Genomic DNA, 21,647 nt, shown 5'->3' with positions numbered 1-21,647 from the left:
TCCGTATTATTTAAAAAGTAGTGTATAAAATTTTTAAGGGTTTTATATGTTTATAGCGTATTAAGTAATATTCTAAGGGGGGAAACAGATGTATCATATTGCAATTGTTCATGAGTGTGAAGATGTTAGGCACCAGCTTTTCCAAAGTCTTTTACGGATAAAAAAACGACATAGCATTAACGAGTGTTTCTTATATAAAAAATTTGTAGATCTTCAAACAGACCCATTATGTTTAAAGATAGATATTCTAATCATCAGTGTAGCCATACCCGATCAATTCGGAATCGAATGTATCCATTCGCTTGAACGTTTGAATCCAAATCTTATTGTAATTTTTATATCGTCACTTGATGATGTAATGCATACGGTCTATGGAACAAATATTTATGGATTAATGTTTCAAGAAAATATAGAATCAACTTTAGAGGAAACATTACGGGCTGCGATTTTAAAAATTGAGAACTGTGATCAAAGCATCATCTTTAAAACACGAGAAGGTATGGTAAGATTGGTACAAAATCAAATTAAAGCAATCATCTATGAGAAGCGTCATCCCGTTATTTATACCGAGACAGGAACATATACGGTCATGAACCAATCTTTAAAATCAATAGAAGAAGTGTTAGATGCCGCACGTTTTGTACGGGCAAATCACGGGACGATTGTGAATGTAAATTATATTTCTCAACTGAATCCGAAAACATTATTTCTAAAGAACGATCCTGAGGCGATTGTTATTTCGCGAGGACGTTATCCAAAGATACTTAAGGTAATGTTGAAGCGATAAAAATAGAAAAGACATGCGTGATGAACTGCTCCCTGTCAAGTAGACAGGTGAAATAAATAAAATATCCAAGATGATTTATCACTTTATGATGAATCATCTTTTTTATGCTACAAGTGACTGCATTTGTTTTTCTCTAATGTTTGACCAGTAAGCTTCAATCTTCTTGTTAGTTGGAATCGCGTAGACTACAGGTGTCTCTGTTCCTAGCGCTTCAGTTCGAACCATCATTGGTGTTTTGTTTTTGAAGCGTTTCTGAAGTCTCTTGTTGTTATAAAAATCAATATACACTTCAATTGCTTTCTTCAATTCGCTTCTTGTACTGAATTCATTAGGGTAGTACATTTCTGATTTGATTGTTCCCCAAAATCCTTCCATAGGACCATTATCAATACAATGTCCCACTCTAGACATACTTTGCATCACTCCTTGATCTTCTAGCTGTTTCCTAAATGCCCTACTTGTGTATTGGAATCCGCGGTCACTGTGAAATAAAGGTTTTGCCTCTGGATATCTCGCGATAGCTTTATGATAAGTATCAAACACAAGTTGATTATTGTTCCGATCACTTATTTGATACGCCACAACACTTAAATCATAAAGATCAATAATCGCACTGAGATATAGTTTCTTACTTGAACCTTTAATCTTAAATTCTGTGACGTCTGTCAGCCATTTTTCATTCGGTTTTGCGGCAAAGAAATTTCGATTTAAAATATTTTCAGCTGTGATTTCAGGAGTGCTTCGTGAATATTTTTTAGACTTTTGACGAATCACTGATTTCACCCCTAGCATCTTCATGAGTCTATGAATCCTCTTCGAGTTATATTGAACGCTATTCAACTCATTGATCCAATCCGTCATGCGTCGATAGCCTAAGATATGTCCAAATAGTTCATCATAATCAAGAATGAGATTGCAAAGCTCATGATTTTCAATTTCATTGCTTGTTTCAACACGATGCGTCCATTTATAATAACTACTTCTTGCGATTTTAAGTACCTTACACATCCACTGAATACTCCAGCCATGTTTATGATGTAGTTCCTGCACTGCGAGATACTTTACTTCTTGTTTTGCTTTGGAGAATATCGCCCCCTTTCGATTTCCTTCACTTTTTTTAATAGAATGTTCTCGCGTTCTTTCAGTTCGAGTTGTCTTTCAAGTAGTTTTACTTTACGTTCTAAACGTTCTTCATTACTAAGTTGATCTTCTTGTTTTCGCTTGCCACGTTTATCAAGAAGACCATCATCTCCCAATTCGTTATACTTTTTCACCCACTGATAAACCTGAGCATAAGAAAGTTCATAGCGCTCAGCAGTCCCCTTATAATCGTAGTCATGTTCAATACAATATGCGACAATTTCCTGACGCTCCTCAATTGTTGTTTTTCTACCTTTTGTCATATAGACTTCTCCTTTAGGATCGTAATCCTTTATAGTTTCAAGTCTATTATACTTTTTTATCCATCCGCGCAAAACCTCATGGGAACTTATACCATATTTAATACTAATATCTTTAAGAGAACCTGCGCCTTCAAGATAATCCCTAATTGCGGATTCCTTGAGCTCTTTCGAATAACTTTTGTTTCGATCTTTATCTGAAAAAACTTCAATACCATAAGTTTGATACTTTTTCACCCAACTACGTAATGTACTAGAATCAATAGATAATTCTTCAGCTATTTCTGGTGCACCTTTTATGCCATTCAAATATTCATTAATTGCTTGTTCTTTTATTTCGGCTGGATATTTATTCTTTCTCCCCATAGAAAAAGCTCCTCCTTTTTTGTAGTGCCCGATTTTATTTATTTCGGGTGTCTACTTTAAGGGGAGCTTATCATGATGCATGTCTTTTAAGTGTATGTGAGGGATAAAATAAGTCTGAAAATAAGTGTAAATAAAAATGTAGGTAAGACACAAAGTTTAGATGTTTTAAAGTATAAAATAATCAGACAACTCGAAACGAACATAAAGTAAGTGAAGATGAATAAGACGTCATAGCTCCATAAAAGATTAAAAGATAAGCTCTGGCAGATTAATAGAAGAAGGCTAATTTGTATGACTTCATGAATTAAACGAATGCAGTAGTATTTTTGAATACGAACTTGAATCATCGCTCGCATTTCAATCATATAAGAAATGTAAGAACTCACTGTCAAAATATGCAAGAGGGTTAACAGGAGTGAAGCAAGTGTGTTGACATAAGGGCTGTTTTCAGTTGGCAGTAGACACAGCATACGAAGGTACTCATCTGAATCATTGCTTAGTGAAGTTATAAATAATGAAACGAGATTAGTAATAATTAAAAACTTAGAACGTTGTAAGAATCCCATTTTTAAGCTCATAGCGTTGATCAAACTGGATGTTCTGAATCCCTTCGTGGGCACAGATGATGATGGTTCTGTCTTTAAGATCTTGATGTATGAGTTCGATAAAGACATCTACAGATTCTTGGTCTAAGCCTCGTGTAGGTTCATCAAAGAGAATGAGTGACTGACGTTCCATAATTGCTTGAATAATACCTGCTTTCTGACGCATTCCAATACTATAGCTTCGCATGGGTTTAGGATTGGTGATGTCAAGTTGCAGACGGTCACAATATTTTTTAATCGCATCATAGTCATACTTCTGTTTTAATTTATAAAGAAATTTTAGGTTATCTAAGAGGGGTCGCTCTTCAATAAAACTAGGATTTTCGATGAGAGCACCCACGTCTAAACCTGAAACACCTGAAATACTTCCACCATCAGGATTGATCAATCCCGCAATGATTTTAAGCAGAGTTGATTTTCCTGAACCGTTTGCGCCTTTGATATAGATGGTTTGACCTTTTTGTATCGTAAGATCAACGGATTTAAGCACATCCTGATCTCGGAATGATTTGGATACATTGTGTAGTTGAATCATATAAACTCCTTTCTGTATCTAAAATGGTCCTTTTCAAAATTAAACCACTCCTTTTTTTCGCAGATGATTACTTACATACAAATTAATCACTGTGAGCGCTAAATAGAATATTGAAGATGCCAGACCTGCAAAGATACGTGGTGTACGCATTTGAAACATTCCAGCTGAAAAGAGATTTCCAATCATCGTAGTTGATAAAATTTTGGGTAAGATGCCTTCATAGCCAAAGGTGCGTAAACACACCGGACCTAAGACTCCCAAGAAACAGATTAATCCGATAATAAGTGTAGGAATAAGTCCAACATAGAGGTAACGATGTTTTATAAAACGGCTTAGACTAAAGAAGAACAATGAAATAATAATTGAACCTAGAATTCTTAAACCTGAATAAACCACCTGATTTGATATAGGGTCATTTGTGAAAGGTAAAATTTGTAGGTGGTCATGCTCGATGGGTGCATTCAGTGGAAAAAGTGGTTGTTTGAAAACGTGTAGAAGCACCATCTCAGAAAGCATCATTGTTAATGCAAATAATAGTGATTTTAATATAACCCTAAGTATTTGTTTCCATAAGAACGCATTGTTTAATCGGATGCGTGCAAAGTCATCAAAATGATTGTTTATGATCGTGTAGTCAAAGTCTGTTGCATAAAGAACAAGCATAAATGCATAGATTGTAATGTAAATAGCATTTCGGCCATCAAATACAAAATAAAAATTAAGCAGTCCGTTTGGAAATTGGAAGCACTCTGTAGTGCAAATATAAAGCACCTGAACAAAAATCGGTACAGAAAAAAAGAGAAAATTTCGTTTAATCATGGTTCCTCCTCTAATTTAAAATAAGCATCAGAAGCATGTCTTCTGAAAAAAGTGACATGTCACCCTAATTAAACCGTCTTAAACACGTAATTTCAACGCTATTAATATTATTTAAGAAAACAATATCGAAGGCTTCAAAGCATAAAAAAAAGCACACGCTTTCGCATGTGCTATCGGATAATTATTCTTTATCCAATAATGGAATGTAACGTGGTGTATAGCCAAGATGATCAAGGTAACGTTCAAGATCTTTAAAGGCAATGGTATACGTAATCGAATTATCATTTGGGTGAATTCCAATTGTATCATCACGATCAATGGCTTCATCCACAATCACGGTAATTTCATGATTCTTATCCGCAATTACAGAAGCTGCAGTAAGGCTTCCAAATTCAACGCCAATTAAATCGCTCATCTCTTCACTGGTCGGGAAGGTTAAGCGTTTGGTTCCAAGTTGAGCTTGTAAGTCTTTTAGATCGGGATGTTTTTCATCATGCGCAAGAATTAAATAGAACTCATGTTCCGTTTTTTTCGGTTTCACAAGAAGATATTTAATTTGTGGTCCAGGAAGTTCGGGGATCTCAACTTCTACTGAAAATATGGGTTCATGATGATCTTCACGATATTCAATATTCAGTTCGTGCAATAAGTCTGTAATCTGTTGTCCGTATTGATTTTTCATTCTATTGCTCCTTTTTCTACTTGTACTTCAATCGTAACGCAAATATAACGTGATTACAAGGAACGTTCTTGCTAAGTGGTGTGTCTTGCGATGTAAAAAAAATCTGCTATACTTATCATTATGTTTAGAAAATAACAGAGGTTTATGATATGCGTAAAGATTTTTATCGCAATGTGTTACCTGCGATGTTTGCATTCGCATTTTCGGGTTTATATGCCATTGTCGATGGATGGTTTATTGGTCAAAATGTAGGCGATTTAGGAATTGCTGGAATTAATTTAGCTTATCCGATTACGTCCTTTATACAGGCTTTAGGAACGGGAATTGGCCTTGCGGGTGCGATTCAAATAGGGATTGCACTGGGTTCAAATGATCATGAAGAACAGGCACGTTATCTTAAAACAACGATGTATCTGCTTGGTGGAGCATCACTTATAGCCTTTCTTCTACTCTTTAAAACCTATCCACAGATTTTGGCGTTTTTTGGTGCACAAGGACGTCTTTTCGATTATGCGGCCGATTATATTCGCATAATTATCCTATTCTCGATATTTCAAATAATGGCAACCGGTTTAGTTCCCATTATCCGTAATTACGGTGGCACCCTTTTTGCAATGGTTGCAATGATTATAGGCTTTATCACTAATGTCATTTTGGATGGTTACTTTGTATCGGTTCTTAAGTTAGGCACAGCAGGAGCAGGCTATGCTACAATTATTGGTCAAGCCTTAACCATGCTTTTATGTGTTGGTTATATGTTTAAACATGTTCCATTTGGTGGAACTGAGAAAATCAAAGTTACACTCGGTTCGATTGCTCAAGTCCTGAAGGTTTCGTTATCACCTTTTGGATTAATCTTATCCCCTAATCTCATGATTATTGTATTAAATCAATCGGCCATTCAATATGGTGGTGATGTCGCAGCTGCAAGCTATGGTGTCATCTGTTATGTTGTTTTTAGTGTTCAATTATTACTTCAGGGAATTGGTGATGGCTGTCAACCTTTAATCAGCCGTTATTATGGTAATAACAGTATGGACAAAGTTCATGAGATTGTTACCATTGCGATTCGCTTTGCATTAGGCGTTGCATTGACCTGCATGGTAATTCTATACAGTTTAAGATTTATGATTCCAGGGTTTTTTGGTGCTTCAGAGGAAGTCGCGTTGATGATCGCAGAAGTGATGCCTTTATTCTTACTCGGATTAATCCCGATCGCATTCTTGCGTGTTTCCACATCTTATGCCTATGCTACACGGGACAATCACACTGCCTATCGTCTCATTTACAGTGAACCCATTCTTACCACAATTCTCTTATTGTGGGTGTTACCTTTCATGCTTGGACTAAAAGGGGTTTGGCTTTCTGTACCGCTTGCCCAATACTGTGTTTTACTGTACTCCATGGTGGTGTATTGGAAACAGGTAAATCAATACAAACAAGATTTTCACGTAGAATCCAAACGAATTTGATATGATATTGGTGAGGTGAATTATGGAACTCAAAACACACAAATGTATTATTAGGCCTTTTTGTCGGGAAGACTTTGATTATGCGAAAACATGGCTTAAAGACTCCACGGTGATGCAGTTTATTGAACCGGTAATGGATGATGAAACCATTAAAGGATTCCTGAAGACGTATTGTTTAATTGAAAATCCACCTTTGTTTGCGATTGAAGATCGAGCAACTCAAGAAGCCATTGGACACGTGATTTTTCATCAACTGGAAACAGAAGATGTGGGCGATGATCTTAAAACGTATGAGATGGGTTGGATCTTACGTCAAAGTGCTCAAAAACAAGGCCTCGGTCGTGAAATTAGTGAAGCTCTTATTGAGTATGGTTTTCGAAATTTAGCGTTAAAACGAATTGTTGCCTATTCCATCCCACATAATACGGCGGCCATTCATCTTTTAACAGATCTTGGCTTTACCGTAAAGATGCAAGATCAAGAACTTATTGAGTTTGAGCTTGTATATCATTAAAAAGACCTCCTAGGAGGTCTTTATTTTTGTTTTAATTCAAGATAACGGGGTGTATACCCAAGATGATTGAGGTATTTTTCCACATCACGAACCTGTAAAGTTAAGGTGATGGTGTTGTTGTTGGCGAGAAGACCAATGGTATCATCACGGTCAATCGCGGTATCAAAAATCGGGGTGACTTTATGATTGGTATCTGCGATAAGTGAAAGCAAGGTCAAAGAACCAAACTCAATCCCTAATAAATCTTTCATCGCTTCATTCGAAGGGAATGAAAGACGCTTAGTTCCTAAGTCTTGTGCAAGTTGTTTTAAATCAGGATGTGTCTCATCGTGGGCAACGACTAAGTAATATTCATCCGTTTTCTTAGGTTGTAGCAATAGATATTTAACTTGTGGACCTGGAATATCGAGATCATCGGATTCAACGGAAAAGATTGGTTTATGATGATCTTCGCGATAAGAAATGTCTAATTCATGGAGTAAGTGATAAATTTCTTCTTGATATGGTTGTGGATTCATAAAAACCCCTCCTGTTTCTTTATAATCATCATAAGTGATTTTGAAACAGGTTTCAAGGCTCAACCATGTAAGTATGATAAATGCGTGAACTCATTGCTTTTAATAAGTGCCTAAGCTATTATTTTCATACATATTGGAGGAAGTTATGAAAAAAATATATGGAATCATCCTGGTGATGTTAAGTCTTGTGCTGGTGGGGTGTGGCACGAATTCGCAAGGATCGGAACAAAAAGCAATTGACGCTTTTTTTGCGGGAAAGACCTATACAGCCTATATCTCGAACATGGAGTCATCGAGTGAATTGGATTCTTATCTAAATCCCTTGGACTATGCCTATGGGAATATGGATGATCTTAATGATCGTGTTTATTATAAAGAAAATACAAAAGGTGATTTGGTCGTTGGTACCGTGACGATTTTAAACGGTCAAAATCTTAGAATGCAGAAGGTTCATATGTTGAATCATCGAAACAATACAGGGGGGCTTTTTGTTACGGAAAACATCAAAAAGTCTAATGACATTGCCTTGAAGAAATTGACGGAGATGCCACCCTTTTCAACAGGTTATGAGTTTCTTGAGTTAAAGAATGGTAAGCGTGTCTTACTTCAATACGATGAAGATACGAATTATGTAGACTCAATCTATATGTTTGACGAATTGATGGACCACTTATTAAGTATCTCACTGTCAAAGCGTGATTTTGAAGATGTAATCGATTTAACAAAAACACGAGGAGGCATGATTCGATATTTAGATCGTGACGCCCTTAAGGAACTTCTTCAAGATGAGAACAATGCATTTTGGGATGTTTTAAATAAAAATATTAAGGAAAGTCGTGATGTGTTCACAAGTTCGAATCAAAGTGAAACGAACTCAAATGGTATCCGTCGTTATTTCGTAGCGGATAATGGTAAGACCGCTGAAGGTTGGAAGGAATTCTTAGGTGGTTTTGACGTTAAAAATATCGACTAGTATTTAAAATAGAAAAGAGGGGTTCTATGGGAAAAAGCGGTGAGATGGTCGATGGCACAATCTATTCACCATCATTAGGATTTGATTGGAATTACAGTGAATACTGTCCATATTTAGACAGTAATGAATCGCTCAGTACACTTCCTGTTGTTTATCTCTTACATGGGGCAACCGGAAACCATCGCAATATGACAGAGCGGTTTTTATTACCGGAGTTTCTTGATGAGTCTATGGAACTGGGTGAATGTCGTAAATGTGTTGTGATTTTTGTAGATGGTTTTAATTCGTTTTATATAAACAGTCGTTGTTTCCAAATGGAAACAGCCGTAATTGAAGATCTTATTCCAACACTTGAAGCGCGTTTAGGACTTCATCCTACCCGAGAAAAACGCTTTATTGGTGGGTTATCCATGGGCGGTTATGGGGCCAGCAACTTAGGTCTTCGTTATCCTGAGTATTTTTCCAAAGTGATGGCTTTATCACCGGCGGTTTGGTATACCATGACACCAACGACCGTAACCTATGAGTGGCATGTATTCCGGGATCAAAATGATGTATTTGATCATGAACTTTGGACTCGTCAACATCCAAGTGCGAGCCTTGCGTCATACCATACAAAAAACCTCCCTGTGTCTTTTTTGGTTATGACAGGAGGTATGGATGAAGCGGTCCCAATTGCGGATGTAAAGCAGTTTGTCGCCGATTTAGAGGCCTATACAGAGGTCGATGTTCATTATCTTGATGATGGGGATCATTCCTGGCCTTTTTGGGAGTATGGAACCTATCATGCGTTTAAACATTTTTTCTAAAACAGCCTAGGCTGTTTTTTTATAGTGTTTAAATAGGATTAATGAAACGACTAGGGTAAGCAATTCGTACGTTAGGGGAGCCAACCAAATCGCGCTTGCACCGAATAAGTAAGGAAGACTGATTACACACAGCGCTACAAGAAGATAGCCACGCATCATTGAAATAAGCATTGCCGGACGAATACGTTCCAGTGCAGTAAAATAGCCGGCTAAGACAATATTAATTCCAGATAAAAGGAAACCATAGCTAAAGATGGGTAATGCTTTAACCGCAAGGTTAAAAGGTTCAATGTTTTTCACATTAATAAACCCACTTACAAGAACTTCGGGTAAAGTCTGACAAAGGATAAAGAATCCTAGACCACAGAGCACACTGATAAAGAGTGCATCGTTTAAAATCCAATCCATAAGTTTTGTTTGTTTTTGACCGTGATAAAAACTAATTAAGGGTTGAATTCCTTGATTAATCCCAATCATGGTAACCGTAACAAGATTGGTTAGATACATTAAGACGCCAAAGGCAGCAAGACCATTGGAACCAAAATAAAAGGCAACTCCGAGATTAAAGACGAAGGTAATAAATCCAGACGAGAGTTCCGTTAAGGCATCTGGAATGCCGATTCGAATCATGTTCATGACGGTCTTAATATTCCATGTGGGTTTGATAAATTTGAGTGTGGATTTAGAAGATAGGAAATACGTTAAAAAGAAGATAAAGCCAAAGACTTGCGCAATACCGGTTGCAAGTGCGGCACCTTGGATGCCCCATTGAAATTGAATTACGAAAAGATAATCTAAAACAATATTCACAAAGGCACTTAAGATAATACCCAGTAACGATAATCCGGGAGCACCATCTGCTTTAACCAATACCTCAAGGTAATAGGTCAACATAAAAAAAGGACTAAAGAGAATCATCATACTCAAGTATTGAGAAACATAGTGCATAGTATCCGGTGTTGCGCCTAACAGAATAATTAGGGAGTCGCGGAGAAGACCTGTTATCATGGCTAAAGCTAGCGAAAAAAGCCCTAAAAACCAAAAACCCAGTGAGAAGATGACGTTACTTTCATGAATGCTTTTTTTACCGAAGTAGTAGGTGATGCGCGTTGAGGCACCGACCGCAATCATTAAGGCAAACGCAAAAATCATGTTGATGTAAGGCATTGAGAGGTTCACGGAAGCGAGAGCGTGCGGACCGACCCCTTTACCGACAAACATCCCATCAACCATAGTATATAAAGAAAAAAAGATCATCGCTCCGATTGAGGGAAGGATGTAACGGGCGAGATTGTGACGCAATTGCTTGCGTGTGGGTATTGTATTCATAAAAGACCTCCAAAAGAAAATGTACCAAGAATGGCTCAATTTATGGTCATCATATCACGTTTGGTACTAATTTATGATAGAATAAATAGGATTTGGAGGACATTATGACATATACTACATTACTCTTTGATATTGATAATACCCTGTTAAATTTTAAAGAATCTGAGACTATCGCACTTAAGCAGTTATTTGAAACGCTTAAGGTACCGTATACAAAAGAAGTCTTAGATTACTATTACGACGTGAACCATCAGTTATGGGAAGCCCATGAACGTGGCGAGATTGATCAACAAACCATTCTTGACGAGCGTTTTGGTGTCTCCCTTGCATCCTTTGATTTACCGTATAGCGGTCGTGAGATGGATCAAATGTTTCGTACACTGATTGAAGAAAATAATATCTTTATGCCAGGGGCAATGGAATTGCTTGCAGCTGTAAAGGATGATTATCGTTTGGGCATTGTGACCAATGGGATTACCGATACACAGTATAAACGATTGGATCACGCAAACATTCGTGATTGGTTCGGTCATATCTTTATTTCTCAAGAACTTGGGTATGCGAAACCGATGATCGAGTTTTTTGAAATCGTTGCCAAAGAAATGCAACCGTTTAATCCAGCAGAAACAATTGTGTTGGGTGATAATATTAAAGCCGATGTTTATGGTGCCATGAATGCCGGACTTACAGGATGCTGGTATAACCCAGAAGGGAACGCAAACCCTACGGATATTAAACCCGATTTTGAAATTAAAAACCTGCTTGATTTCCTTGATATTATTAAATAATCGATTACCGATAAAAAATATATTTACGAAAATGATTTTAATGAAAAATGTTTTCGGATAGAAACGGAATTAAGAAAACAAACCAAAGAACCACTATAAAGTGGTTCTTTTTGCGTTTGGTAATCATTTACAAAGTTAAAGATAGTTTACACCACGATGAAAGGGCTTACGTTAGTGGTATTTGTTTTCAATAAATCATCTTGATTAAAACAATTTTCGATGCTATACTCCAAATGTAAGCGATACCAATATAATCGCAGAGGTGGAAAATGAAAAAACTATATTCAGCATTACTGGTTGCCTTTGATGAAAACGGAGATCTTTCCGAACAAGGATTACGTGAAATTGTCCGTTACAATATCGATCATAATAAGGTCGATGGTCTTTATGTCGGAGGAAGTACGGGGGAAAACTTCTTAATCTCTACGGAAGAGAAAAAACGTATCTTCGAGATTGCCTTTGAAGAAACTCAAGGTGCTTGTGATTTAATTGCGCAAGTAGGTTCCACAAACCTTAAAGAAGCAAAAGAATTGGCTCGATTTGTAACTGATCTCGGATATAAAACAATTTCAGCCGTTACGCCTTTCTATTACAAATTTGATTTCGAGGAAGTTAAAAACTACTACAACCGCATTTTAGAAGATATCGATACTGAAATGATTATTTATTCAATTCCTTATCTAACCGGTGTATCCCTTTCATTGGATCAATTTGCAGAGCTCTTTGAAAACGAGAAAATTAAGGGTGTTAAGTTTACGGCAGCAGATTTCTATCTTCTTGAACGTATGCGCACAACATTCCCAGAAAAATTAATTTATGCAGGTTTTGATGAGATGTTGTTGCCAGCATGTGCATTGGGTGTTGATGGTGCAATTGGTTCAACCTTTAATGTGAATGCATTAAAAGCTCGTCAAACCATGGATGCCGTGGATGCAGGGGATTTAAAAACTGCATTACAACTCCAAAAAGAAACTAACGATTTAATCAGTGCGGTCTTAGATAATGGCCTTTATAACACATTAAAATTAATTTTAGCGGAGGAAGGGGTTCATGCAGGTATTTGTCGCGAACCGATGAAAGCACCTCAAGATGCACAACGTAAACGTGCAATTGAAATTCACCAGATGTATGTAAAGGCATAAGGAGGTTTGTCATGAAGCGTTACCGTTGCATTGATATCGGAGGCACATCGATAAAACATGCATGTTATAACGAGTTGGGTGAGGCGTTAACTGAAACTGAAACCCTTTCTGTAAAACAAACAGCCGGTAATCATGAAATTGTTGATACCTTGCATCAAATTTTAAAGCAGGATTTAGATGTCGATGGTGTTGCGATTTCAACGGCCGGCGTTGTGGATTTAGAAACCGGATCGATTCAATATGCGGGGTATACCATTCCCGATTACACGGGAACCCCGCTTAAAGAAATTATCGAATCAACCTATCACATTCCATGTTTCGTAGAGAATGATGTGAATTGTGCCTGTATGGGTGAGTATTGGCAAGGTGCTGCACGTGGTGCATCGTCGGTGGTATGCCTTACCATTGGTACAGGGGTTGGTGGTGCATTAATGTTTGAAGGAAATCTTTGGCATGGTGCAAGCGGTACGGCAGGGGAAGTCGGGTACATTCCAATAAAGAACGCATATTTTCAAGATTTAGCGTCCACAACCGCATTGGTCGAAGATGTGATGAAACATCATCCCAGTGATCAAATATTTGATGGACGATTGGTAATTGCCAATGCAAAAAGAGGGGATCTTATTTGCCAACAAGCACTTACACGATTTGTAGATCATTTAGTTCAAGGTCTTGCTACCATTCAATACTTAATCAACCCGGAGGTAATTGTCCTTGGTGGGGGAATTATGGCACAGCAAGCTTATCTTGAACCGATGATCAAAGCTGCACTTGAAGAAACCATGATCCCATCCTTTAATACCGCAAACATCCAGTTTGCAAAACTTAAAAATGATGCGGGCATGGTTGGTGCACTCTATCACTTTTTAAGAAGAAAGGAAGGATAACATGGATATCCTCGATGAAATACAAAAACAATATGTCAATTTTTCTCAGAAAGAGAAACAAATTGCCATGTACATTCTGCAAAAGAATAATGAAATTAAAAATATAAATATTGGCAAACTGGCAGAACAAACGGGAACTTCCAGTGCAACGATTACACGCTTTTGTCGCAAAATTGGGTGTGAGAGTTTTGTTGATATGAAAATTCAAATTTCTGCAGCAGAACAAGATGGGATACCACTTGAGTCTTCGGATATCTTTGATAGTGTTTATTCTTACTACAATCGCGTGATTGATCGTACAAAGAAAAACATTGACAAAGAAGAGTTGGAACGTGTAATTACAGCTTTAAAAGATGCTCAGAGAATCTTTATCTATGGCGTTGGGAGTTCAGGGCTCACAGCGATGGAAATGACGCAACGATTATTACGTATGGGGTTCAATGTCTCCGGTATTACCGATTCCCATATGATGTTGATTAATTCAACCATTACCAAAGAAAAAGATCTTGTAATTGGTATCTCCACATCGGGGAAAACAATTGAAGTACTTAATGCTGTAAAGACAGCTAAAAATAATGGATCAAAAATATTATCCATGACCAGTTTTTCAGAAAGTGAATTAGCGCATATTAGTGATTACCAAATGTTTGTATACAACAGTTTATTTATCGACAATAAACGTTTTGTGAATTCACAGTTTGCGATTATGTATCTTGTTGATATTATCTCCATGAAATTATTGGAAGATGATCAATACAGTTATGTTATGAGTCAAACTGTGGATGCGATTATAAAAAAAGCAAATGAAAAAATGGAAGAATAAGGTAATTTAAAGCCGTTTTTTACGAAAACTGTTTTAATAAAAGCAAAATCTAAACTGTGTTTACGAAAATGAATTTCATGAATTATGAAATTGTAAATAATTTTATGAAAACGCTTGCAAAGATACAAATAGATGCTATTATGAAATTACGTACAGCATATTCAAATGCTTGATATGCATGTTAGAGGAGGAAAAGCATGAAACGATTTACGAAAGGTGTTATCACAACAGCAGCATTAGCGTTGTTGTTGACAGGATGTGGTAAGAAGAAAGATTCTGAAGAAGTAACCATTAAGTATTGGAACTTCCCAAACTTTACCAATGATCAAGAATTTCCAGATTCAGCAGATTACGATGCAGCGCTTATTAAAGCATTTGAGGAAAAAAACCCAACCATTAAGGTTGATTACCAAAAAATTGACTTTACAGATGGTCCTGCAAAAGTTGAAACTGCAATTCAATCAAAAACAAATCCAGATGTAATCTATGATGCTCCAGGTCGTGTTATTGACTGGGCTTCAAAAGGATACCTCAAAGAATTTGCAGATGTTGATACAAAACAACTTGATGCATCTGCAGTAAAAGCAAGTAGTCTTGATAATAAACTCTATCTTTACCCACAAGGGATTGCACCGTTCTTAATGGCAGTAAATACCAATGTAACAGATAAGTTAGGAATTACAGATTTACTTCCATTAGATAAAGAAGATAATCCAGGACGTAATTGGACTGTTGATGAATTTGAAACATTCTTAAAAGCAGTTAAAGAAAAAGATCCAGAAATGATTCCGACATTACTTTATGCGAAATCAGCTGCAGGGGATCAAGGTCCTCGTGCCTTTGTTTCAAACTTATACGGCTCATGGATTACAGATGAAGCAATCTCAGAATATACCATTAATAACGAACAAGGTGTTAAAGGTCTAGAATGGGTAGCTAAAGCTTCAAAAGAGGGATTACTTGGAAGTGGACAGGGTCTTGAATCAAAAGATGGTCAAGAATACTTCAAATCCAATAAAACCGCAATTTCAATTCTTTCATCTCCAGGACTTCGTACACAACACATGCAAGGTTCAGACATGAATGCACGTTTCTTACCTTATCCAAATGATGCGAAAGCACCTAAATATGAATTCTTAGTTGCAGGTCCAGCCGTATTTGACAACGGTGATGATGCGAAAGCAGCAGCAGCTCAAAAATTCGCAGACTTCATGATCAATGATGAAGTATGGGGTAAACGTACACTTCTTGCAACAGGAAACTTCTCAGCACAACAAGGTCAAACTGGATTATATGATGATGCAGAACTTAAATTCGCAGAATCACTAACACCTCAATTTGGTCCTTACTACAATACCATTGAAGGTTATGCAAAAATGCGTCCTTACTGGTTCCCAATGTTACAATCTGTAATGAGTGGTGAAGCAGAACCGAAAGCCGCAGCGGATGCATTTGTAGAAAAAGCAAATAATACAATAAAAGAAGCACAATAGGTTATCAATCATAGTGATGGGAGATGGATGTTTGTTTCATCTCCCATTTTTATTAGAAGGGGATATGTATGAAGGCATTAAAACAGAAAATTAAAAAGAAGCATATTGATACAAGTGGATATTTATTCTTACTCCCTGCATTGTTATTCTTCGTGACATTCGTTTTATATCCCATGGTCAAAGGGATCTACTTATCATTTTTCAGATTTAGAGGACGTAACCAAGTCTTCTATGGACTCAATCATTACGCAAACTTAATGCATGATGATATATTCTTAAAATCAATGCGTAATACAGCAGTTATTACCTTGGTTGCTGTTCCAATTGTGGTAATGTTGGCACTCTTTATCGCAATTCATATTTATAATAAACACGCTGCAGTTCGTTCGTTCTTTAGAGGTGTATTCTATATTCCTGCAATCTCATCCGTTGTATCCATTACAGTTGTTTGGTTATGGATTTATAACCCTGATTTTGGAATCTTGAACTATATCCTAAAAAATGTAGGACTCATTAGTGAAAATGTACAATGGCTTGGAAACTCTAAGACCGCAATCTATGCAATTATTGCAGTCCTTATTACCACAAGTCTTGGACAACCCATTATTCTTTATGTCGCAGCTTTAGGAAACGTTCCAGAAGAGTTATTAGAATCAGCACGTATCGATGGTGCTGGGAACTGGGTTATTTTTAGAAAAATAATCTGGCCACTGATCAAACCAACCACACTTTATATTGTGGTCACGACAACGATCAACAGTTTCCAAATCTTCTCATTAATCCAATTAATGACAGCCGGTGGACCAAACTACTCTACTTCGACTGTAATGTATCTGGTTTATGAAACGGCGATTATTCTACAGGAATATGGAAAGGCGTCAGCGATGGGTGTTATTCTTGCGGTAATTATCGCAATTATCTCGACCTTACAATTTAAATTCTTGTCCGATGACGTTAATTATTAGGGGGGAACATATATGAAGTTTAAAAAATTTGGACTCTTTAATATCATTTCAATGATATTCTTAGTAGCACTCACAATATTCTTTATCTTTCCATTTTACTGGATTGCATCCGGTTCATTTAAATTACAAGATGTTGCGATCGCATTACCACCTGAGTGGTTTCCTTTAAATCCAACATTTGATAACTATAAATTATTATTACAACCGCTAACAGCACGCTGGTTCTTTAACTCCGTGTTTGTGTCCTTAACGACAACATTGTTAGTATGTACAACTGCTTCGCTTGCTGGTTATGCTTTAGCGAAGAAAAAATTTCCTGGGGTTAAGCTGATCTTCGCAATCTTTATTGCAGCGATGGCTCTACCAAAACAGGTAATCTTAATCCCGCTTCTACGTTTTATTACTGAACTCGGTTTAATGGATACGTATACGGCCTTAATTCTTCCCGCTGTTGGATGGCCCTTTGGTGTCTTCTTAATGAAACAGTTCTCTCATGCCGTTCCCGATTCATTATTAGAATCTGCGGACATCGATGGCTGTAGTGAAATTAAGAAATTCTGGCACATTGTGCTTCCAATTGTGAAACCAGGAATTGGTGCACTTGCAATCTTTACATTTATCTCAAGTTGGAATGATTATTTCTCACAACTTGTCTTTACAAACTCGGAAGTTATGAAGACACTTCCATTAGGCCTTGCTTCCATGGCACAGTCTGCTGAGTTCTCATTAAACTACGGACTTCTAATGGCAGGGGCATTGCTTGCATCCTTACCGATGATTGTTGTGTTCCTCTGTTTCCAAAGCTTCTTTACACAAGGTGTTACAGTAGGTGCTGTGAAAGGATAAGCATATGAAAAAGCATAGTATTTTTAAACAACTCGAGAAGGGTCTTGTCGTTTCATGTCAAGCCCTTCCCGATGAACCCCTTTATCGTGAAGAGGGTGGGATCATGGTTTTAATGGCTCAAGCAGCTGCACGAGCAGGAGCTGTAGGGATTCGGGCACAAGGGGTTACGGATATCAAGCAAATAAAAGCTGCAGTTGATCTTCCTGTGATTGGGCTTATTAAGAAACCTTATCCAAATTACCAACAGTATATTACGGTAACGATGACGGAGATTGATGCTCTCATCGAAACAGGTTGTGACATCATTGCACTTGATGCAACCTTAAGACCAAGAGGTGATGGAAAATCCATCGAAGCATTTATTCAAGAAATTAAGACAAAATATCCAGATTGTATTTTAATGGGTGATATTTCAACATTAGAAGAAGGCTTGCATTGTCAAGCAATTGGTATGGACTGTGTGGGCACAACACTCAGTGGATATACCGATTATTCACCTCAACAGGAAGGACCGGACTACCAACTTATGGTAGACTTAGTTCAACAACTTTCGATACCTGTGATTGCGGAAGGAAGGATTCATTCTCCAGAAGCTGCACGCAAGGCTATTGAATGTGGCGTTCACTGTGTTACTGTAGGTGGCGCAATTACCCGACCACAAGAGATTACAAATCGCTTTGTGAAAGCGATGAACGTTAAATAGAAGGAGTTGGTTTGATGACATTAAGTCAATTAATTATTGGGTGGTTCTATTACGGTATTGTGTTTATGGGTTTATCCGTATTAGCGACATTCTTATTAAACAAAGTAACGACAAAACGATGGTTACCGCCATTGATTATTAATGCGGTATCGATCCTCTTGCTTTTAGGACTTGCAGCGAAGGGAATTGTACCGTCGAACCAACAAGCTTATGCATTATACTTTATTTATATGCCTGTCGTTGCAGCAAGTGTCTTGTATAATGGATCACTTGTCGCAGTGGATCGCATTCGTATTTTTATGAAATAATTCTCCTAAAAAGGCAAAGTCACCATTTGCCTTTTTTATTTGTAAAAAATACTTGATATTCTAAAATCATTTCATGTATACTCTAATGAAGTGGGAACGAATGGAGAAGGTTATGATTAATTTGTTTTTATATTTTACCATTCTACATATACTTGCGGATTTTCATTTACAATCCAATAAAATGTTTGAGAACAAGAGCTCATCATTTTTATGGTTAATTGCACATATTAGTGTCCATGCGATTGTATTTGGAGTGTTTGCGTTTATGTTTGATGGAGAAGCTTGGGTTTATGTTGCGGCTATGGTTTTTGTTCACTTTATATTAGAGTTAATGAAAGCAATACTCATCCAATGTGAATTTAAAGGTATTTGTCATCGTTTAGAACTTGTGGAAGTGATTAGTCAATTGATTCATTTTGGTGTACTTTATGCGTTCTCTGGTTATTTCTTTAGACATCAGTTCTTTTTAGAAATTACACAAATGCATACAGTATTTGGAATCGATGCAACTGTTTGCTTAAGTATTGTGATTGCTGTTTTAGTATTAACACGTCCAATACAAGTGTTATTAAAATTAAAAAAGGGTTCTCTTGAACTCATCAACATCTAGCAGGCTTATGCCTGTTTTTTATAAGGAGGCTTAGAATGATACGAAAAACTCAAATGGATGATTTATCCTCAATTTGGCAGTTAATGAATGACTTGGAAGATACAGAATTTCCTTATGAATTGTTTTGTAATGCCTATGAATCCGTGTTTTCCAATCCGTACATGCATATGTTTGTCTATGAGGTCGATAAGGCGGTAGTAGGGTGTCTAAATATGCGAATCGATGTCCAACTCCATCACAGTGGACTCATCGCGGAAATCAATGATTTTGTGATGAATCCATCGACTCGAAGTCGAGGATACGGGGCTGAGTTATTAAGACATGCGGTAGCATATGCAACTGAAAAAGGTGCGCTTCAAATTGAACTGACAACCAACAAAAAACGAATCCGCGCACATGAATTTTATCGATCACATGGATTTGAATCGACACACCTAAAATTTGTGAAGAACCTTTAAGTTTTACCGCATTGGTCTATTGGAATAGATATGATACAATGACAGTCAACGTAACCCGTAAAGGAGTCTTTGGTGATTATATTAATCAGTACATGGTTGGATGCACTTCGCAATGGTCCTGTTCAACTAAATACCGGAATTTATCTCTACATTGCTTTATTTGTTGTATGTTATTTTATATATTTTAGAAAACAAGAGCGTAATGACAGTGTCATCAATATCTTGCTCTTTATATATTTTTGTGGTGTTTTTGAGGTAGCACTGTTACCCATTCCCATGAATGATAAACAAATCCTTGCAAATCAAGCACTCAAATTTGGATTAAACTACAATACACAGCCTTTTTTTATTGATTTATTTGTAAGCCAGTACTCGAGTTATATGGATTATCTTATTCCAAATATTGTCATGTTAGTACCGTTTGGATTTCTTATGAATTATAAGCTTAAAAAACCAAGTTTTTTAAAGATTGTGCTTTTAAGTATGACATTCTCTCTATGTATCGAGATGACACAACTCATGATGCAGCTTACCTTATATACACGCCGTGTAGCAGATATTAATGACTTGTTATCCAATACCTTCGGTGGCATGCTCGGCTGGTCTTTGTACATTGTATGTGCTCCTGCAATTGAAAAAATCTTCGCCCTAATACCCGAACGAAGATCTCATAATATCTAGACGCTTAGCGTCTTTTTTTATTGCATGTGATGTAAATCGTTAACAATACCGCGAACGCTATGAATCAAACCATCAAGCTTTGAAAGGGCATTGTTTATTTTTGTTTGAACCATATAATCCGCAAAAAATCCATCCATAAAATAATCCGCAAAAGTCCAGAAACCATTCAAATCACCGAGGTCATCAAAGGTACCGTGAACATCTCGTAATTCTTTACTAAATCGTTGCAGTAGAAACTGTGCATCACTCATATGTTGTTTTGCTTCATTAATACGGTTATGTTTGATCATCGTCACAAACATCCCACCACCAAACATATCAAAAAGTCCCCAATCAGATGCTTTCTTAAGTTGAGCACGAGATTGTTCCAGTTGATAGAGGAGTTGCTCTCCAGCACTGATTGCTTCGCGTATTTCTATGTTTTGTTGTGCCATAACCATGCCTCCAATTTGTATAGCTTGAGTATACCGTATAAGGGTCAAGATAAGGGATGGAGTGTGCTTAATCGACGTATAATCGTCCTAATTGACCCGATTTCGTAAGAATATAATTTCAGATAAGCGTCCTTCGTGATTAATCAACATAGCGCCGACAAGTGAAATCAATCCCACATCTAAGAAAACATCTTTTAAATCAAAAGAAAATTGAGATAGGGATTGTGTGGTGTATTGAATCCAGTTTAAAGATCCACCCCATAAGGTTTGATCAAGAATCGAGGCCAAAGTAGCACTGGTAATGAGTGCAACACTAATGCGATAGTGACTGTCTAAACGGCGATTATCAATACCCATATGATAGATTAAATACATGATGGTAAAAATGAAAAGTGCAATACGCATTAGTAACATAAAATGTGCTGACATACTAATATTAAATGTATCTTTCATGAAATGATTAATCCAACTTAAATTTTGATTGAATTGTGGATGAATTTGTAGTGAATCACCCCACAGATACAGAGTCGATTGATTTAAAGTTGATGCGACATAATACTTACTTCCTTGATCAACAATCAGGAAGCCTAATACCCAAAGCATTGTTTTCATAAAAATCCCCCCTATGTATGTAAATTATAGGGGGGACGTGTGATATTTGTGTGCAAAAAAACACTAAAGTGTCGTACTTTAGTGCCGC

26 protein-coding genes are annotated in these 21,647 nt (G+C 37.0%); 17 read left to right on the top strand and 9 right to left on the bottom strand.

Annotation, left to right across the window (positions count from 1 at the left end; all coding sequences use genetic code 11):
• Positions 1-88: 88 nt before the first annotated feature.
• Positions 89-787, top strand: a complete 699-nt coding sequence (locus tag NMG63_RS06875) for a LytR/AlgR family response regulator transcription factor (protein ID WP_254006765.1) — start codon at positions 89-91, stop codon at positions 785-787.
• Between the two features lie 102 nt (positions 788-889).
• Here NMG63_RS06875 and NMG63_RS06870 read toward each other — a convergent pair whose 3' ends face one another.
• The 5 genes from NMG63_RS06870 to NMG63_RS06850 form a co-directional block, all read right to left on the bottom strand.
• A complete protein-coding gene (locus NMG63_RS06870; protein ID WP_254007443.1) occupies positions 890-1,876 on the bottom strand; it encodes an IS3 family transposase in 987 nt (328 codons plus the stop codon).
• Entirely contained in the window at positions 1,849-2,553 is a 705-nt protein-coding gene (locus NMG63_RS06865) for a helix-turn-helix domain-containing protein (protein WP_254006375.1), read from the bottom strand. The genes NMG63_RS06870 and NMG63_RS06865 overlap by 28 nt, the downstream gene beginning before the upstream one ends.
• A gap of 543 nt (positions 2,554-3,096) precedes the next feature.
• Positions 3,097-3,693: an ATP-binding cassette domain-containing protein gene (locus NMG63_RS06860; RefSeq protein ID WP_254006764.1), complete on the bottom strand. Its 597-nt coding sequence runs from the start codon at positions 3,691-3,693 to the stop codon at positions 3,097-3,099.
• A 39-nt stretch (positions 3,694-3,732) separates the two neighbouring features.
• On the bottom strand, positions 3,733-4,512 hold the full coding sequence (locus NMG63_RS06855; protein ID WP_254006763.1) for a hypothetical protein: 780 nt from the start codon (positions 4,510-4,512) through the stop codon (positions 3,733-3,735).
• A gap of 181 nt (positions 4,513-4,693) precedes the next feature.
• A complete protein-coding gene (locus NMG63_RS06850) occupies positions 4,694-5,194 on the bottom strand; it encodes a YbaK/EbsC family protein (RefSeq protein WP_123171210.1) in 501 nt (166 codons plus the stop codon).
• A 149-nt stretch (positions 5,195-5,343) separates the two neighbouring features.
• Between NMG63_RS06850 and NMG63_RS06845 the strand changes: the two genes are divergently transcribed.
• Positions 5,344-6,666, top strand: coding sequence for an MATE family efflux transporter (locus NMG63_RS06845; protein ID WP_254006762.1), 1,323 nt, complete (start codon positions 5,344-5,346; stop codon positions 6,664-6,666).
• A gap of 22 nt (positions 6,667-6,688) precedes the next feature.
• Complete coding sequence (locus tag NMG63_RS06840) at positions 6,689-7,180, top strand: GNAT family N-acetyltransferase (RefSeq protein WP_254006761.1); 492 nt, start codon at positions 6,689-6,691, stop codon at positions 7,178-7,180.
• A gap of 20 nt (positions 7,181-7,200) precedes the next feature.
• On the opposite strand, the gene NMG63_RS06835 is transcribed toward NMG63_RS06840, so the two are convergent.
• Positions 7,201-7,698: a YbaK/EbsC family protein gene (locus NMG63_RS06835; protein WP_254006760.1), complete on the bottom strand. Its 498-nt coding sequence runs from the start codon at positions 7,696-7,698 to the stop codon at positions 7,201-7,203.
• 145 nt (positions 7,699-7,843) lie between these two features.
• Here NMG63_RS06835 and NMG63_RS06830 point away from each other — a divergent pair, with 145 nt between their 5' ends.
• On the top strand, positions 7,844-8,671 hold the full coding sequence (locus tag NMG63_RS06830; RefSeq protein ID WP_254006759.1) for a hypothetical protein: 828 nt from the start codon (positions 7,844-7,846) through the stop codon (positions 8,669-8,671).
• Positions 8,672-8,697: 26 nt separating this feature from the next.
• Entirely contained in the window at positions 8,698-9,480 is a 783-nt protein-coding gene (locus tag NMG63_RS06825) for an alpha/beta hydrolase (protein WP_254006758.1), read from the top strand.
• A gap of 6 nt (positions 9,481-9,486) precedes the next feature.
• Here NMG63_RS06825 and NMG63_RS06820 read toward each other — a convergent pair whose 3' ends face one another.
• Positions 9,487-10,809: an MATE family efflux transporter gene (locus tag NMG63_RS06820; protein WP_254006757.1), complete on the bottom strand. Its 1,323-nt coding sequence runs from the start codon at positions 10,807-10,809 to the stop codon at positions 9,487-9,489.
• Positions 10,810-10,913: 104 nt separating this feature from the next.
• On the opposite strand from NMG63_RS06820, the gene NMG63_RS06815 reads away from it, so the two are divergent.
• From NMG63_RS06815 to NMG63_RS06760, 12 genes are all read left to right on the top strand, one after another.
• Entirely contained in the window at positions 10,914-11,597 is a 684-nt protein-coding gene (locus NMG63_RS06815) for a YjjG family noncanonical pyrimidine nucleotidase (protein WP_254006756.1), read from the top strand.
• A 269-nt stretch (positions 11,598-11,866) separates the two neighbouring features.
• Entirely contained in the window at positions 11,867-12,739 is an 873-nt protein-coding gene (locus tag NMG63_RS06810) for an N-acetylneuraminate lyase (RefSeq protein ID WP_013853201.1), read from the top strand.
• A gap of 11 nt (positions 12,740-12,750) precedes the next feature.
• Positions 12,751-13,626 carry an ROK family protein gene (locus NMG63_RS06805; protein ID WP_003775037.1) on the top strand — a complete coding sequence of 292 codons (876 nt, stop codon included), beginning with the start codon at positions 12,751-12,753 and terminating at the stop codon, positions 13,624-13,626.
• 1 nt (position 13,627) lies between these two features.
• On the top strand, positions 13,628-14,449 hold the full coding sequence (locus NMG63_RS06800; RefSeq protein ID WP_003775039.1) for a MurR/RpiR family transcriptional regulator: 822 nt from the start codon (positions 13,628-13,630) through the stop codon (positions 14,447-14,449).
• A gap of 197 nt (positions 14,450-14,646) precedes the next feature.
• On the top strand, positions 14,647-15,942 hold the full coding sequence (locus NMG63_RS06795) for an ABC transporter substrate-binding protein (protein WP_003775042.1): 1,296 nt from the start codon (positions 14,647-14,649) through the stop codon (positions 15,940-15,942).
• Between the two features lie 68 nt (positions 15,943-16,010).
• A complete protein-coding gene (locus NMG63_RS06790) occupies positions 16,011-16,907 on the top strand; it encodes a carbohydrate ABC transporter permease (protein ID WP_003775043.1) in 897 nt (298 codons plus the stop codon).
• A gap of 12 nt (positions 16,908-16,919) precedes the next feature.
• Complete coding sequence (locus NMG63_RS06785) at positions 16,920-17,753, top strand: carbohydrate ABC transporter permease (protein WP_254006755.1); 834 nt, start codon at positions 16,920-16,922, stop codon at positions 17,751-17,753.
• Positions 17,754-17,757: 4 nt separating this feature from the next.
• Positions 17,758-18,456, top strand: coding sequence for an N-acetylmannosamine-6-phosphate 2-epimerase (locus tag NMG63_RS06780; protein WP_254006754.1), 699 nt, complete (start codon positions 17,758-17,760; stop codon positions 18,454-18,456).
• Between the two features lie 14 nt (positions 18,457-18,470).
• Positions 18,471-18,764, top strand: coding sequence for a hypothetical protein (locus NMG63_RS06775; RefSeq protein WP_254006753.1), 294 nt, complete (start codon positions 18,471-18,473; stop codon positions 18,762-18,764).
• Between the two features lie 112 nt (positions 18,765-18,876).
• A complete protein-coding gene (locus tag NMG63_RS06770) occupies positions 18,877-19,374 on the top strand; it encodes a DUF3307 domain-containing protein (protein WP_254006752.1) in 498 nt (165 codons plus the stop codon).
• A gap of 35 nt (positions 19,375-19,409) precedes the next feature.
• Positions 19,410-19,832, top strand: coding sequence for a GNAT family N-acetyltransferase (locus NMG63_RS06765; protein WP_254006751.1), 423 nt, complete (start codon positions 19,410-19,412; stop codon positions 19,830-19,832).
• Between the two features lie 72 nt (positions 19,833-19,904).
• A complete protein-coding gene (locus NMG63_RS06760) occupies positions 19,905-20,513 on the top strand; it encodes a VanZ family protein (protein WP_254006750.1) in 609 nt (202 codons plus the stop codon).
• A gap of 17 nt (positions 20,514-20,530) precedes the next feature.
• Here NMG63_RS06760 and NMG63_RS06755 read toward each other — a convergent pair whose 3' ends face one another.
• Positions 20,531-20,947, bottom strand: a complete 417-nt coding sequence (locus NMG63_RS06755) for a hypothetical protein (protein WP_123171228.1) — start codon at positions 20,945-20,947, stop codon at positions 20,531-20,533.
• An 87-nt stretch (positions 20,948-21,034) separates the two neighbouring features.
• Positions 21,035-21,559, bottom strand: a complete 525-nt coding sequence (locus NMG63_RS06750; RefSeq protein WP_254006749.1) for a signal peptidase II — start codon at positions 21,557-21,559, stop codon at positions 21,035-21,037.
• Positions 21,560-21,647 lie beyond the last annotated feature (88 nt).

The sequence above is a fragment of the Erysipelothrix amsterdamensis genome (genome assembly GCF_940143175.1).
In the GTDB taxonomy this organism is placed as follows: Bacteria; Bacillota_I; Bacilli_A; order Erysipelotrichales; family Erysipelotrichaceae; genus Erysipelothrix; species Erysipelothrix amsterdamensis.
Note: the sequence above shows the minus strand (reverse complement) of the source record. Positions and strands in the feature narration are given on the sequence as shown.

What these genes read in the sequence shown, in the direction of transcription:
- NMG63_RS06815 (WP_254006756.1), top strand. Translation starts at nt 10,914, where the DNA reads ATGACATATACTACATTACTCTTTGATATTGATAATACCCTGTTAAAT.
- NMG63_RS06750 (WP_254006749.1), bottom strand. Translation starts at nt 21,559, where the DNA reads ATGAAAACAATGCTTTGGGTATTAGGCTTCCTGATTGTTGATCAAGGA.
- NMG63_RS06865 (WP_254006375.1), bottom strand. Translation starts at nt 2,553, where the DNA reads ATGGGGAGAAAGAATAAATATCCAGCCGAAATAAAAGAACAAGCAATT.
- NMG63_RS06850 (WP_123171210.1), bottom strand. Translation starts at nt 5,194, where the DNA reads ATGAAAAATCAATACGGACAACAGATTACAGACTTATTGCACGAACTG.
- NMG63_RS06775 (WP_254006753.1), top strand. Translation starts at nt 18,471, where the DNA reads ATGACATTAAGTCAATTAATTATTGGGTGGTTCTATTACGGTATTGTG.
- NMG63_RS06825 (WP_254006758.1), top strand. Translation starts at nt 8,698, where the DNA reads ATGGGAAAAAGCGGTGAGATGGTCGATGGCACAATCTATTCACCATCA.
- NMG63_RS06845 (WP_254006762.1), top strand. Translation starts at nt 5,344, where the DNA reads ATGCGTAAAGATTTTTATCGCAATGTGTTACCTGCGATGTTTGCATTC.
- NMG63_RS06835 (WP_254006760.1), bottom strand. Translation starts at nt 7,698, where the DNA reads ATGAATCCACAACCATATCAAGAAGAAATTTATCACTTACTCCATGAA.
- NMG63_RS06855 (WP_254006763.1), bottom strand. Translation starts at nt 4,512, where the DNA reads ATGATTAAACGAAATTTTCTCTTTTTTTCTGTACCGATTTTTGTTCAG.
- NMG63_RS06810 (WP_013853201.1), top strand. Translation starts at nt 11,867, where the DNA reads ATGAAAAAACTATATTCAGCATTACTGGTTGCCTTTGATGAAAACGGA.
- NMG63_RS06770 (WP_254006752.1), top strand. Translation starts at nt 18,877, where the DNA reads ATGATTAATTTGTTTTTATATTTTACCATTCTACATATACTTGCGGAT.
- NMG63_RS06755 (WP_123171228.1), bottom strand. Translation starts at nt 20,947, where the DNA reads ATGGCACAACAAAACATAGAAATACGCGAAGCAATCAGTGCTGGAGAG.
- NMG63_RS06840 (WP_254006761.1), top strand. Translation starts at nt 6,689, where the DNA reads ATGGAACTCAAAACACACAAATGTATTATTAGGCCTTTTTGTCGGGAA.
- NMG63_RS06790 (WP_003775043.1), top strand. Translation starts at nt 16,011, where the DNA reads ATGAAGGCATTAAAACAGAAAATTAAAAAGAAGCATATTGATACAAGT.
- NMG63_RS06820 (WP_254006757.1), bottom strand. Translation starts at nt 10,809, where the DNA reads ATGAATACAATACCCACACGCAAGCAATTGCGTCACAATCTCGCCCGT.
- NMG63_RS06800 (WP_003775039.1), top strand. Translation starts at nt 13,628, where the DNA reads ATGGATATCCTCGATGAAATACAAAAACAATATGTCAATTTTTCTCAG.
- NMG63_RS06860 (WP_254006764.1), bottom strand. Translation starts at nt 3,693, where the DNA reads ATGATTCAACTACACAATGTATCCAAATCATTCCGAGATCAGGATGTG.
- NMG63_RS06765 (WP_254006751.1), top strand. Translation starts at nt 19,410, where the DNA reads ATGATACGAAAAACTCAAATGGATGATTTATCCTCAATTTGGCAGTTA.
- NMG63_RS06875 (WP_254006765.1), top strand. Translation starts at nt 89, where the DNA reads ATGTATCATATTGCAATTGTTCATGAGTGTGAAGATGTTAGGCACCAG.
- NMG63_RS06780 (WP_254006754.1), top strand. Translation starts at nt 17,758, where the DNA reads ATGAAAAAGCATAGTATTTTTAAACAACTCGAGAAGGGTCTTGTCGTT.
- NMG63_RS06795 (WP_003775042.1), top strand. Translation starts at nt 14,647, where the DNA reads ATGAAACGATTTACGAAAGGTGTTATCACAACAGCAGCATTAGCGTTG.
- NMG63_RS06785 (WP_254006755.1), top strand. Translation starts at nt 16,920, where the DNA reads ATGAAGTTTAAAAAATTTGGACTCTTTAATATCATTTCAATGATATTC.
- NMG63_RS06805 (WP_003775037.1), top strand. Translation starts at nt 12,751, where the DNA reads ATGAAGCGTTACCGTTGCATTGATATCGGAGGCACATCGATAAAACAT.
- NMG63_RS06830 (WP_254006759.1), top strand. Translation starts at nt 7,844, where the DNA reads ATGAAAAAAATATATGGAATCATCCTGGTGATGTTAAGTCTTGTGCTG.